At 39.2% G+C, this 13,543-nt stretch carries 10 protein-coding genes; 4 read left to right on the top strand and 6 right to left on the bottom strand.

Annotated features, from left to right (window positions below; genetic code table 11):
• Positions 1–92: 92 nt before the first annotated feature.
• Positions 93–1,760 carry a DUF6909 family protein gene (locus KTV93_RS07135; protein WP_218248269.1) on the bottom strand — a complete coding sequence of 556 codons (1,668 nt, stop codon included), beginning with the start codon at positions 1,758–1,760 and terminating at the stop codon, positions 93–95.
• A 200-nt stretch (positions 1,761–1,960) separates the two neighbouring features.
• Here KTV93_RS07135 and KTV93_RS07130 point away from each other — a divergent pair, with 200 nt between their 5' ends.
• Together KTV93_RS07130 and KTV93_RS07125 are read left to right on the top strand one after the other, a co-directional pair.
• Complete coding sequence (locus KTV93_RS07130) at positions 1,961–4,162, top strand: glutamine synthetase III family protein (protein ID WP_218248268.1); 2,202 nt, start codon at positions 1,961–1,963, stop codon at positions 4,160–4,162.
• A 301-nt stretch (positions 4,163–4,463) separates the two neighbouring features.
• The gene (locus KTV93_RS07125; protein WP_218248267.1) at positions 4,464–5,150 is read left to right on the top strand and encodes a C40 family peptidase; all 687 of its coding nucleotides are present in this window, start codon (positions 4,464–4,466) and stop codon (positions 5,148–5,150) included.
• Positions 5,151–5,378: 228 nt separating this feature from the next.
• Here the strand turns inward: KTV93_RS07125 and rodA are convergent, their stop codons facing one another.
• Genes rodA through KTV93_RS07100 form a run of 5 tightly spaced genes read right to left on the bottom strand, consistent with a single transcriptional unit; the run spans position 5,379 to position 11,073 of the window.
• Positions 5,379–6,608 (bottom strand): rod shape-determining protein RodA, encoded by a 1,230-nt coding sequence (gene rodA, locus KTV93_RS07120; protein WP_218248266.1) that lies wholly within the window; start codon positions 6,606–6,608, stop codon positions 5,379–5,381.
• On the bottom strand, positions 6,605–8,623 hold the full coding sequence (locus tag KTV93_RS07115) for a penicillin-binding transpeptidase domain-containing protein (protein ID WP_218248265.1): 2,019 nt from the start codon (positions 8,621–8,623) through the stop codon (positions 6,605–6,607). Before KTV93_RS07115 ends, rodA begins: the two co-directional genes overlap by 4 nt.
• A gap of 46 nt (positions 8,624–8,669) precedes the next feature.
• Positions 8,670–9,176: a rod shape-determining protein MreD gene (locus KTV93_RS07110; RefSeq protein ID WP_218248264.1), complete on the bottom strand. Its 507-nt coding sequence runs from the start codon at positions 9,174–9,176 to the stop codon at positions 8,670–8,672.
• Positions 9,173–10,021 carry a rod shape-determining protein MreC gene (mreC, locus tag KTV93_RS07105; RefSeq protein WP_218248263.1) on the bottom strand — a complete coding sequence of 283 codons (849 nt, stop codon included), beginning with the start codon at positions 10,019–10,021 and terminating at the stop codon, positions 9,173–9,175. The genes KTV93_RS07110 and mreC overlap by 4 nt, the downstream gene beginning before the upstream one ends.
• A gap of 26 nt (positions 10,022–10,047) precedes the next feature.
• Positions 10,048–11,073: a rod shape-determining protein gene (locus tag KTV93_RS07100; protein WP_031501539.1), complete on the bottom strand. Its 1,026-nt coding sequence runs from the start codon at positions 11,071–11,073 to the stop codon at positions 10,048–10,050.
• Positions 11,074–11,327: 254 nt separating this feature from the next.
• Here KTV93_RS07100 and hemA point away from each other — a divergent pair, with 254 nt between their 5' ends.
• Both hemA and hemC read left to right on the top strand, forming a co-directional pair.
• A complete protein-coding gene (gene hemA, locus KTV93_RS07095) occupies positions 11,328–12,602 on the top strand; it encodes a glutamyl-tRNA reductase (RefSeq protein ID WP_218248262.1) in 1,275 nt (424 codons plus the stop codon).
• Entirely contained in the window at positions 12,589–13,500 is a 912-nt protein-coding gene (hemC, locus tag KTV93_RS07090) for a hydroxymethylbilane synthase (protein ID WP_218248261.1), read from the top strand. Before hemA ends, hemC begins: the two co-directional genes overlap by 14 nt.
• Positions 13,501–13,543: the final 43 nt, after the last annotated feature.

Raw genomic sequence — 13,543 nt, 5'->3', positions numbered from 1 at the left:
GATAAGAATTTTTGATTTATGGGTGAAGTGACCCAAGTAAAAGCCCTCTCAGTTCGACTGAAAGGGCTTTTTTATTAAACTGTTCTTAAGCTTTAACCGTTTTTCAGGATTTTTTCGAGAATCTTCAGGGTAATAAGATAGGTCGGTTTCACGCCGGTAAGACCTAAACCACCAGAAGATAGCGTAGAACCGGTTTCCAGCGGGTTATCTGAAGCGTAGTAAGCATACATTACAAAAAGATCTTCCGAGATGTGATGACGGATTTTTGATGCTACCTGAATTGCTTTCTGATAGTGCGCTCCTTCCATTTCAAGGCCGATTGCTTTCCAGGAAGTATCCATGAAATATCTTAAAATATCCTTGTTCTGAAGCGAGGTTCCCAAAACGGTAACCATGCCACCTTCGAAAGCCTGGAGTTCATCATCTTCGAAATCAGCAAGTGTTAATGCATTTTCGAACGGATAATTATCGGCTGTACCTTCAAAAACGTGCGAAGTAGGGATCATAATATCTCCTTTTCCACCCATTAAAATTCCGGCTTTCCCCATGATGGAAATAGATTTCACTTTCATTGTGTAGATTTCGCCGTTGAAATCGTAAGGTCGAAGAAGTTCATCCATCACCTCAAATGCCTGCTCACCAAACGCATAATCGAAAACCATGATAACATCTTCACCTGAAAATTTAAGGCCTCCAAAAGGTGTATTTTTAAGATCGGTTTTTGCAAGATCAATAATCTGCACATCGATATTACTGCCGCTTTGGTCATCTATATAAATTAAACCGGCTTTCTGAGAATGTGCAAGCACTTTTTCCTGAAGCGATTTTTTATTGGAAATCTCTTCGTAGAGTTTGAAATCGACATCTTTTGTAGGTTTCTTCCCAATTGCATCATTGGCGTAAAGCATATTCTTCACGGAGTGCATATTCGCAGAAATGATGTGCAGAGGTCTCATCTGAAGATTGTTTTCAGCTAAAACTTCTTTTACTTTATTCGCCCATTTTTCACCGAAGAAATGGTGCCCAACTCTTTCGCGGAGAATCGCAGAGAAATGAACTTCGCGTTCTCTGATTTTTTTATTATCGTTGAAACTTTCGTTTCCAAGATGATAAATAATTTTGAAAAGCCTGTCCGGATTGGCATCGTCGCCAAAATTGTTATATGCGTTCAAAGTTTCATCGAAAGTTCTTCCCAAAAGTGAAGAAAGATGAATAAGCGCAACTTCTTTTTCTTTACGGCTGAATTTTTTCTCGCCTTTCGCTACTTCTTCGATGATTCTCCAGGCGCGTGTCGGCTTGTCGTTTTCATCAGAAATAAACGCAAGATTTCTAATTTTATCTGCTTCTATATATAAGAAGGTAAGGTGAGTAAGGATATCGTAGATTTCAGAACGGCCAAGCAGCACTTCGATATTCATCTGGTGTTGATCGATCCGGTAACAGTTTCTTCTTCTTTTCTTGGGAACAATAACTTCAAAACTTCCTTTTTCGAAACCCTCATCTGAAGTCAGGTGAATGAAAGAGCATTCTTCAATTCCTTCCGGTAAACGGTCCAGAACATAAAGAAGTCCATCGAGTTCAATTTTATTCGGAACGCCCATAGTTCCGTAAATTTCGGGATTAATTGTTGTTAGCAAGGAGCGAAGACTTTCGCCGGAGATCCCGGATGGTTTGAAAAAACCGCGATAGAATAAGTGTCTCATCGAAACATAAAGCCTTTCAATAGCTTCTGTTGTTTCCCGTGCACGTGAATTTACCATAGTGTATCTTTTGGCAAATATAATACATATCTGCCGAATTTCCGAATTTGTATTATTATGATAGGATTAACAGTTTATTAATTATCTCCGTAAAACAGGGCTTAAATCACTTTTATTTTACTTACACCCCATATTTTTCTCATTTTTCCTGTTTGTTTTCTATTTTTTTGTAATTTTACCCCATCAAAAAACACCCAATTATGTCATCATTAAGATTTAAGGCTTTAGAAATGTTATCTTTTAAAGATTTTAGAAAAGATAATGCAGTTACAGTTCCTGCAAAATTATCAGAACTTTTCTGCCAGAATGTGTTTTCCGAGGAAACCATGAGAGAGTATCTTACTAAAGAGGCGTTCACGTCTATTCAGAATGCGATAAAAAGAGGGACAAAAATCCAGCGTGATGTAGCAGACCAAATTGCAGTGGCGATGAAGGATTGGGCACTAAGCAAAGGGGTAACGCATTACACCCACTGGTTTCAGCCATTAACCGGATCCACTGCAGAAAAACATGATTCGTTTTTTACGCCATTTGAAAGCGACCGCGCTATTGAAAGATTTTCCGGAGGAATGCTGATCCAGCAGGAACCTGACGCTTCATCTTTCCCTAACGGAGGGATAAGAAATACTTTTGAAGCCAGAGGTTATACCGCATGGGATCCTACTTCGCCGGCATTTATTATGGGAACTACACTTTGTATTCCTTCCATATTCATCTCTTATACAGGCGAAACACTTGACTATAAAGCTCCTTTATTGAGAGCACTTCACGCAGTAGACGAAGCTGCTACTGATATCTGTAAGTCCTACTTTGATAAAAACGTAACCAAAGTAAGTCCGACATTGGGCTGGGAACAGGAATACTTTCTTGTAGATTCTGCCCTTTATCAGTCCCGTCCGGATTTGGTTATTACAGGCAAGACTCTGTTGGGACATTCCCCGGCGAAAGGCCAGCAGCTGGATGATCATTATTTCGGATCTATTCCTACCCGAGTAATGAATTTCATGAAAGAACTCGAAATCGAGTGTATGAAACTCGGAATTCCAGTTACCACAAGACATAATGAAGTGGCACCAAACCAATTCGAACTTGCGCCGATGTTTGAAGAGGTGAATGTTGCTGTGGATCACAACTCCTTATTAATGGATATAATGGCAAGGGTGGCACATAAGCATCATTTCCATATCCTTTTCCATGAGAAGCCGTTTGCAGGAGTAAACGGCAGCGGAAAACACAATAACTGGAGCTTAGCGACAGATACGGGTGAAAACCTTTTGATGCCCGGTAAAAATCCTAAAAAGAATTTGCAGTTCCTCACCTTTTTTGTGAATACTTTGAAAGCGGTTCATGATTATGCGGATTTATTAAGAGCAAGTATCGCCTCTGCGAGCAATGATCACCGCCTGGGTGCAAACGAGGCTCCGCCGGCGATTATTTCTGCCTTCATTGGGACCCAACTCTTCAGCGTGTTGGAAGAACTGGAAAAAGTTACAGACGGTAAGCTTTCCCCTGAAGAAAAAACGGAACTCAAATTAAATGTTGTGGGTAAAATTCCGGAAATTTTACTTGATAATACCGACAGAAACAGAACTTCTCCTTTTGCCTTCACCGGAAATAAATTTGAAATCAGAGCGGTAGGCTCTTCAGCAAACTGCGCGGAAGTAATGACCGTAATGAACTCTATCGTAGCAAAACAGCTGCAATCCTTTAAAGTAGAAGTAGATAATCTTATTTTAGAGAAAGGTCTTAAAAAAGATGAAGCAATTTTCAATATTTTAAGAGAGTATATTAAAGTGTCGAAAAATATCATGTTCGAAGGTGATGGCTATTCGGAAGAATGGGCAGAAGAAGCTGCGCAACGAGGCCTTAACAACTTGAAGACTACTCCGGAAGCTTTAAAAAAGGAACTCGACAAAAAGTTTGTGGATTTATATGAAGAGCTCGGGATTTATACTCACCGCGAAATTGAAGCGCGCAACGAAATAAAACTGGAAAAATACTCCACCGTTATCGCTATTGAGGGAACCGTGTTGGCAGATATTGCACGAAACCATATCATTCCGTGTGCTCTTAACTATCAGAACAGGCTTATTGAAAACGTAAAAGGTTTAAAGGAAATTTTCACTGAAAAAGAATTCAGGAATCTTGCGAAAGAACAGATGAATATGATTGCAGAAATCTCCGAACATGTTTCCATTATAAAAGTTGAAGCAGACGCCCTCCTTGCAGCGATTAAAAATGCCAAATCAATTGAAAATCCGCAGGAGAGTGCCGAACAATTCTGCAATGATGTTAAGCCACGTTTTGAAAAAATCAGAGATGCTTCCGACACGCTGGAAATGGTTGTAGACGATGAACTTTGGCCAATGACCAAATACAGAGAACTTTTGTTTACAAGATAGTATTGATAAGCCCTGACATTGTTCAGGGCTTATTTTTTCGGGACATACATTATAGAGGAATTTGATATCTATTATAGATATATTACATAAATGTTAAGAAATCATAAAAAAAATAAAACCGCAATCTCTAAAATAAAGGGATTGCGGTTTATTTTCCTTTAACATTGTAAAGAAAAGTGTTAAAAAGTGTTAAATAGGGATTTCAAAAAGGGTGTTTTCACCCCCCATCGAACTCGAATACCTAATTTTGCTTTGCATTTAAAAAGAAGTATTTCAATTTAACACAGATAATCAAATATATATGAAGAAAAGAGTCTTGTATTATTTAGTTGCTGTATCAGCTACATTTTCATTACAATCATGCGTAACCAACTATGTTGTTTCAACCCCAACAACTTACGCAAATCAATACAAATCAGATGCCAAACTTGCATCAATCGATAACAAAAAATTAGAAACCGCAAAATCTCAATTACTTAAGAGTTTTAACGACGAAAAACTCGCAGCAGCAAAAACTTTAGAAGCTACAATTAAGAATGAGGAAATTGCAAAAACCATCAGATTTACAAAGAAAATCGACGAGATTTTAACCGAAGCTGAATCTTACTTAGGTACTCCTTATAAATACGGAGGAATGACCAGAAGGGGAATTGACTGTTCGGCTTTTGTATTATCTGTTTTCGGCGCTGCAACCGGAATGACTTTACCACGAGTAGCAGCATCACAAGCTCAGGAAGGAGAGAAAGTAGATAAAAGCAACCTTCAGAAAGGAGATTTAGTATTCTTTTCACAAGGTAGAGGTAGAATTTCTCACGTAGGTATCGTAGAAAATGTAACAGAAGAGGGAGATGTGAAATTTATCCATGCCGCCACATCAAAAGGGGTAATGATTTCTTCACTTAATGATTCTTACTGGGGACCTAAATACAGGTTTGCCAAGAGAATAATTTCTCAGGATACCTTCAATACAAACTTTGCAAATAATTAAAATAAATAATTGATCATTTAAAGCTGCCTGTGGCAGCTTTTTTTGTGCGCAGAAATTACCAATAACAATTACCCGTTGTTAAATCCTTCACCGTAATAAAATGAGCCGAACTAGGGCTAACTGAGTTTGTTCTATATTACAACATTAAGACATGGCCATACATTAACCTGGCATCACCAGAAACAAATCAATTTTAGCTGTGAAGTTACTGGTTTTACAGCTCAGGTTTTAAACCAGACTGTTTCTGTCGGTATAATTCAGTTTAAAGAAGATGAATGTCATAATCGAAAAAGCCAACAGAGAGCTGCCGCCATAACTGAAATATGGCAAAGGAATCCCAACGGTGGGGAAAAGACCCATTACCATTCCGAGGTTTATCGCAAAGTGCATTAAAAGTATTGAAGCAAAACAATACCCGAAAACGCGGTTAAAAGCAGATTTCTGGCGTTCAGATAAGTAATAAATCCTGCCTATAAATATGGCATAGAAAATCACCAGCATAGAAGCTCCGAAAAAGCCCCATTCCTCGCCAACTGTACAGAAAATATAATCGGTTTCCTGTTCGGGAACAAATTTCCCCTGAGTCACCGACCCTTCCTTATATCCTTTACCGAAAAAACCTCCGGAGCCAATGGCTGTTTTCGAGTAAAGTAAATTATAACCGGAAGTATCGCGGAAGGCTTTTTCGCCTTTATATAAAACCTCAATTCTTTCCCGCTGGTGTTTCGGCATTTTTTCCAACGCTTTTGGTGAGCCGTAAGCAATACCGCACAATATAAGGAACGAGCCCGCTATGCCTGCAATAGACAGAACATGCCAGTGGATTTTATAATAATTCATAAGAATTACCAGACCATAAATCACAGCAATTCCAATAATCAAATATAGCGGATCGATTGCTAGTGCAGCTAAAAACACCGCAGCCAGAATCCCGCCTATGCCGAAAACCCATCCGTTGAGTCCTTCCCGGAAAAGAGCAATAAAAAAAGCAGTAAAAACGAGCAGTGAGCCAACGTCGGGAATCATTAGTACCACTACCGCCGGTATACCGATAATGGCCAGTGTTGTTAGCAGTGATTTACGGATTTTGAGATTAAAGTCGGGCCCGGATACATAATTTGCTAACATCAGCGAGACACCAATCTTGGCAAACTCTACCGGTTGCATTGTAATACCGCCGAATTTATACCAGTTCTTCTGTCCCAAAATTTCAGTTCCGAAGGGGAAAAGACCAATCAGTAACAGCACTCCAAACACATAGATGATGCTGGCAAAATTTTCAAAGAACTTAGTTCTCATGATAAAAATAATGAGCCCAACGAAGAGTGAGATACAGAAAAATATAAATTGTTTTGTTCCTAAACCTTCATCAACACTGTAAATATTCGCCACTGCAAAAAGTGAAATAGCGAGATACAGAAATATGCTCAGTTTATCAAGTCCTTCTGTCCACTTCATTTTTTCACAGTTTGGGTTTTTAATCTTGCGCGAAGCGAATCTCTTTTATAAATAAGTCTTGCCTTGATCTGATCGTTTTTGATAAACTTTAAGCTGTCTTCAATAGATTCAATTCTCATTGAATCTCTGTTGGGTTCTTTATAAAGGCCTTTCCTTTTCAAGTCAACGACCCATTGTCTTTTATACTCAGGCATGAAACTCGCGTTGACCAATTTATTGTATAGATGTTCGCGCTTAAGCTCTCCGGTTAAATACTTTTCTGCAATTGCAGTAGCTGCCGGCCCTGCCCATGTTCCTCCAAAACCAGCGTGTTCCATTACCGCTGCAATTACAATTTTAGGATTTTCCGCAGGTGCTGCTAAAACAAAAATAGAGTTGTCTTTCCCTTGCGGTACCTGTGCAGTACCAGTTTTAGCGAGCATGGTGAAATCATTTGATTTTAAACTTCTTGCTGTGCCACCAGTGACTACGGCTTCCATTCCCTTCATAATAGGTGCAAAATGTTTGGGATCGACCAGGGTTTTATGTTTTACTTTAAATCGTGGATCCGGATTAGGTTTCCCGTCTATTGATTTTACGATGTGAGGAGTGTAGTACCAACCTTTATTTACGATAGCAGCAGTTGCATTTGCCATTTGTAAAGGAGTGAGAAGTACATCCCCTTGTCCCATTCCGTTAAAGATTGATCCGTTCATGGTGTAAGCAGAACTCCAGTCCTTTTTTCCGCCACTTCTTTTTTCATAAAATGCGCCGCTAGGGATTCTTCCCCGGGATCCTACTGCAATATCATTGTTTAAAAATTCTCCCAACCCGAAACTGCTCATGATCTTTTTCCATTCGTCAACTCCTTTGCTCGGATTCCCGGGATATTTATTCATAATCGCAATAAACGCGTAGGAGAAATAACAGTTACTTGAAACCTGAATCGCCGGCACCAGCGGATCAGCGCCACCGTGACCTTTAACCCTCAACCCACGGTAATTGAAACCCCCACCACACGGGAAAATGGTATTTTCATCCATAACGCCCATCTGCATCGCTGCAGCGGCAGTTAGAAGTTTAAAAGTAGAACCGGGAGGATATGCAGCCTGAACGGAACGGTCAAAAGTTGGCCGGTTGTTATATACCGTATCCATTTGGAGCCTGTACAGATTTTTTGTTTTGTTGGGTCCGGTGAACAGATTAGGGTCAATATCGGGACCCGTGGCAAGAACCAGAATTTCTCCGTTGGTGGGATCCAATGCTACAATAGCGCCCTGCTTGTTTACAAGCATTTCTTCGGCCATCTTCTGCAAATCGTAGTCAATAGTCAGAGTTACATCTTTGCCTGTAACTACATCTTTATCTAAAGTTCCGTTTTTATAAGAGCCTATGCTGCGCAGGCGAATGTCTTTCTGGATATACTGTACGCCCTTTTCCCCCCTTAAATCTTTTTCATAAGATTTTTCTACACCGGTTTTTCCAATAAAATCTCCAGGAAGGTAATAAAGAGAATCTTTCTTAATGTCACGATCATTTACTTCATTAGTATAGCCCAAAAGATTTCCGGAGGTTGAAACTTCGTACTGCCGTTGAGGTCTCGACACAATACTGAACGCAGGATATTTAAATATAATTTCCTGAATTCTGGCAATCTCTTCACGGCTTAGATTTTTCATAAAAGTCATGGGAGTAAGCTTAGAATAGTATTTTTCGTTTTTGATGGCAGCTATTCTTTTAATAAAATCCGGTTTGCTGATCCGCATTAAATTACAGAAATCCAACGTGTCGAAATCTGGTTTTATTAAAGCTTCTGTAAAGGAAATTTCATAAGAAGGTTGGTTGCCCACTAATATCTTACCGTTCCTGTCGAAAATTACGCCGCGTTGCGGAATTATATATTCTGTTTTTATGGAAGTATTGGCTGCATTTAAGGCGTAGCGATCTGTGAAAAGCTGTAAATAAGCAAGCCTTGCTATAAAAATTATGGCAAGGAGCGCTAATAATACGGTGATTTTCAGATACTGTGATTTCATGTGTCTGTTAATAACCTTTTGTAAAGGTTTTTTTATTCAGGTGACGTTAAACTTTCTGCTTGATTTTAAAGGCCAGCGCGTACATCAGTATAAATATAAAAGAAATGGCACTCGTTGCCAAAATATTCACGAAGATTTCGAAAAAACGGCTGAATTTGAAAAATTCGATATACTGAACCAATAACTGATGCAGAAAAATACTCGACAGTATGAAGAACAGATACTGCGACCATTGCAAAGACTGGAAGGAAAAGAAATCCGTCGACGTATCTGTTGAAGTACGGAAGATCAACGTACGGAAATAAGCAATAACCGTCGTGGCAAATGCATTGATTCCCCAGGTGTAAAGAAATGCATCAATGCTTAACCCTAAAAGGAAACTCAATGCCAAAAACTGAAATTTGTTCCTGAAAAACGGGTAAAACATAATAAACACAGGATAAAGAACCGGTGTGTATTTCCCGAAAAGCGTAATGCGGTTCAATACAAAAATTTGTAATGCCACCAGAAAAACGATCATCAGGATATCTGTAAAAAGTGTTCTGCTTATCATTTCTCTCTTTTTATGGTGGCCTGTAAGGTATCCTGAATTTTCTGAACTTCCGCTTTCTTAAGGTTTTTCACCACGTAAATCTTGCTGAGGTTCCCCATTTTTTCGTTCAATTCCACAGAAATATCCCAGAAGCCTGTTTTACTGTCGACTTCATATCCGGATACTTTACCAATCATAATTCCCTGTGGAAATATCGCCGATTTACCGTCGGTTACAACCGTATCTCCAATTTGCAGCGGAACATATTTGGGAACATCAGCTAAATGCATGATTCGCGAATCATCGCCGCGCCAGGTTAATGTCCCGAAATAACCGGATTTTTTCAGCGACGCATTAATCTTGATTTTATTTAAACTCAGTACCGATTGTACCAAAGCATAAGAATCTGTAACGTTAATCACAATTCCGGCAATACCTTTCGGAGCCATTACGCCCATCTGAGGATGAACACCATCTCTCTTTCCGCGGTTGATGGTGAAATAATTATCCTTCCGGTTGATACTGTTGAACACAATCTCGCCGTCGACAAAAGTGTAGATCTGTCCTCCGCCAATGGTATCATGAACTTTTCTGAAAACCGGAACCCCGGAATTCTTACCGTACACCTCTTCCATCAGTAATTTGTTCTGGGCGACCAACTGTTCGTTGATTTGCTTCAGTTTCAGATAAGAGGCGCCTTCGTCAATATACCCAGAAACCTGAGAATTAAAGGCAGCCGTTTGACCTGCAATCCACGACTGCTGCATTGAATTTCTGCTGAAAATCAATACCAAAGCAATAAGCTGCAGAAATACAAAGAAGACGAACAGGCCGTTCTTCGAAAATAATCGCAGCAGAAATCCCATCAGTAAGTGTCGTAAAAGTTATAAAATTATTTAATCAGGAAGTTGAATTTATCCATGTTTTTAAGGGCGATACCTGTACCGCGAACTACAGCTCTCAGGGGATCTTCCGCAACGAAAACCGGCAATCCGGTTTTCTTGTGAAGCCTGTCTGCAAGTCCTCTAAGCAATGCGCCGCCACCGGCAAGATAAATTCCTGTTTTATAGATATCAGCAGCAAGTTCCGGCGGAGTAAGGGAAAGTGTTTCCATTACCGCATCTTCAATTCTGATGATCGATTTGTCTAATGCACGGGCGATTTCCTTATAGTTTACCATAATTTCTTTTGGCTTACCTGTAATTAAATCACGTCCCTGAACCGGAATATCCTCAATATCAACATCAAGTTCCTCTACGGCTGAACCAACTTCGATCTTAACTCTCTCAGCAGTTCTTTCACCGATGTAAAGATTATGGTGTGTTCTTAAATAATACGCAATATCATTGGTGAAAACATCACCGGCAATTTTTACGGATTTGTCACATACAATTCCTCCCAAAGCTACTACAGCGATCTCTGTGGTTCCGCCTCCTATATCGATAATCATGTTACCCTCTGGTTTCTGAACATCAATTCCAACTCCAATTGCCGCAGCCATTGGTTCGTAGATTAAGCGTACTTCTTTTGCATTAACTTTCTGTGCAGAATCTCTTACTGCTCTTTTTTCAACTTCAGTAATGCCTGAAGGAATACAGATTACAATTTTTAGAGTGGGCTGAAAAAGTTTTCCTTTTATTCCAGGAATCTGTTTGATAAACTCTTTGATCATGTGTTCAGAAGCATGAAAATCAGCAATTACGCCGTCTTTCAGTGGTCTGATGGTTTTAATGTCTTCGTGGGTTTTCCCCTGCATATGTTTTGCCTTTTCACCAACAGCGATTGGTTTTCCGCTGGACCGTTCTATGGCAACTATCGAAGGTTGATCTATGACAATTTTATTATTATGTATAATTAGTGTGTTCGCAGTTCCCAAGTCAATCGCAATATCCTGCGTGAACATATCAAATAAACCCATTTTTTTCGTGATTTTTTTAAGTGTACAAAGATATAAATTTAGAACCGTTCTAAAAATTAGATTCAGACTAAATTAGGTTAAAATTTTATTAAAGTTACAAGCTATTCTACAATAACTTTTTTATTTCTTAATTATTTCATTTTTAAATGAAAATTCGGAAAATAAGCACCAAATCTTCATATATTTTACTGATAATGTTCATCTTGTATAATCTTCGCCAATTCAATTTAAAGTCTTAAATTTGCCGTTGCTTTATGAATCAGGATACCAACATTCACAAAACCGCCAATTTTGCCGTCCTCAGCGTCAGTTTTGAAAAAGCCGATGCCGAGACCCGTGGAAAATTTGCGTTTTTTGACGAAAACATTAAAAACTTTGTCAGCGAAATTCATGATGAAAATCTGGGTGACGCATTTGTGGTTTCTACCTGCAACCGTACCGAGATTTATACCACATCGCAAAATTACCTCCTGATTGCCGAATTATACTGCAAAACCATCGGTGTAAGCCTTACGGAATTCATGCAGTACGTCAACATCCTGAAACACGAAGAAGCCCTGAACCACCTCTTCAGGGTTGCTGCAGGTTTGGAAAGCCAGATCATCGGTGATTTCGAAATCATTGGACAGATCAAGAACGCTTACCACCGTTTCAAAAAAGTTAAAAGAAATTCTAACCCGTTTCTGGAAAGAGCAATAAATTCTGCCATCCAGATTTCCAAGAGGATTAAAAATGAAACCGGAATCTCTAATGGGGCAGCATCAGTTTCTTATGCTGCGGTACACTATATCCTGAAAAACCAGACCCAAATTTCCGATAAAAATATCCTGCTTTTAGGAGTTGGAGAAATTGGCCAGAATACGGTGGAAAATCTGGTAAAACACGTTTATAAACCGAAAGTCAAAATCGCCAACAGAACCTCAGATAAAGCTGAGAAGATTGCTGAAAAATATAAGATTCCCCATATAGAGTTCGAGAATTTTCAGGAAGAACTTGCGCAAACTGACATTTTGATTGTTGCAACAGGAGCTCAGCATCCGATTATCAATAAAACTCATTTCCCAAACGGAAAAGAAACTTTAGTAATCGACCTTTCCATTCCGAATAATGTTGAAAAAGACATTACCGATAATACCAACGTAAGTTTGGTGGATGTCGACCAGCTATCTCTACACATCAGTGAAACGATGGTACAGCGGCAGAAAGAGATTCCGAAAGCCGAAGAAATCATCAGAGAAATGACGAAAGACTTTCTCGAGTGGGAAAAAAAGAGAAAGTTAGCACCCAATATTCATCATTTTAAAGCCGTTCTGAAAAATATGGAACGTAACGAAATGCACAATATCCACAAAAAACATAAATATGTGGAAGTGACAGATATGCAGCTTTCGGATAAAATGATCCAGAAAATTACCAACAGGTTTGCCAAATACATCATCGATAATCCCTGGAAAGCAGAGGAAATCAGCAAACTGATGCACGAGATTTTAGTCGAACAGCCCAATAATGAATTCAATGAGAAGCATTAAAATAGGAACCAGAAATTCGCCGCTCGCAATGTGGCAGGCGCGGGAAGTGGCAAGAAATCTTCAGAATCTGAATTATACTACAGACATCATTCCGGTACTTGCAACGGGTGATAAAAATCTTACCCAACCATTATACACACTGGGAATTACCGGTATTTTTACTAAAGATTTAGATATTGCACTTCTTAATAATGAAGTTGATATTGCAGTGCATTCGCTGAAAGATATTCCTACTGAACTACCGGAAAATATAGAAATTATCGCAGTTTTAGAACGCGATTATCCACAGGATGTCTTGGTGAGAAAGAAAGATGCGGAAACTTTAGAACTTCATGACCTGAAAATTGCTACAAGCAGCCTTCGCCGGCGCGCTTTCTGGCTTAAGGAATTTCCGGACACCCAGTTTTCAGATATACGAGGTAATGTACAGACCAGGTTAAACAAACTTGAAGAACTCGATTTTGATGCTACAATGTTTTCGCTTGCCGCAATCGAAAGAATGCGTTTGAATGTTGATTATGAGTATCTTCCGATCATGATTTCAGCGCCGGCACAAGGTGTTGTTGCCGTGTGCTCAAGACGTGATGACGCAGAGATTAAAGAAATCTTCAAGGATATTAACCACAAACCCACACAGATTTGTATTGAAATTGAAAGAAATTTCCTGAATACTTTAGAAGGTGGGTGTACCGCTCCCATCGGCGCTTTCGCTGAAATCAATGACAAAAACGAAGTGAGATTTATCGGAAGATTATGTTCTCTGGACGGAAAAAACTGTATCGAAACAGATGAGATTTTCGAATGGAATGAACATGAAAATTTCGGAAAAATGTTGGCGCAGAAAGTTCTTGAAAACGGTGGACGCGAGTTAATGAATCAGATTAAGCGCGAGATTTAGCTTTTTGAAGTATATAAAATGAGGATTATTTTCACTAAAAGAA

The organism is Kaistella faecalis (assembly GCF_019195395.1).
GTDB lineage: Bacteria > Bacteroidota > Bacteroidia > Flavobacteriales > Weeksellaceae > Kaistella > Kaistella faecalis.
This window is presented reverse-complemented; position numbering and strand designations above follow the sequence as displayed.

Coding starts and splice junctions, on each gene's coding strand:
- KTV93_RS07130 (WP_218248268.1), top strand. CDS start 1,961: ATGTCATCATTAAGATTTAAGGCTTTAGAAATGTTATCTTTTAAAGAT.
- hemC (WP_218248261.1), top strand. CDS start 12,589: ATGAGAAGCATTAAAATAGGAACCAGAAATTCGCCGCTCGCAATGTGG.
- KTV93_RS07110 (WP_218248264.1), bottom strand. CDS start 9,176: ATGATAAGCAGAACACTTTTTACAGATATCCTGATGATCGTTTTTCTG.
- rodA (WP_218248266.1), bottom strand. CDS start 6,608: ATGAAGTGGACAGAAGGACTTGATAAACTGAGCATATTTCTGTATCTC.
- KTV93_RS07100 (WP_031501539.1), bottom strand. CDS start 11,073: ATGGGTTTATTTGATATGTTCACGCAGGATATTGCGATTGACTTGGGA.
- hemA (WP_218248262.1), top strand. CDS start 11,328: ATGAATCAGGATACCAACATTCACAAAACCGCCAATTTTGCCGTCCTC.
- KTV93_RS07135 (WP_218248269.1), bottom strand. CDS start 1,760: ATGGTAAATTCACGTGCACGGGAAACAACAGAAGCTATTGAAAGGCTT.
- KTV93_RS07125 (WP_218248267.1), top strand. CDS start 4,464: ATGAAGAAAAGAGTCTTGTATTATTTAGTTGCTGTATCAGCTACATTT.
- KTV93_RS07115 (WP_218248265.1), bottom strand. CDS start 8,623: ATGAAATCACAGTATCTGAAAATCACCGTATTATTAGCGCTCCTTGCC.
- mreC (WP_218248263.1), bottom strand. CDS start 10,021: ATGGGATTTCTGCTGCGATTATTTTCGAAGAACGGCCTGTTCGTCTTC.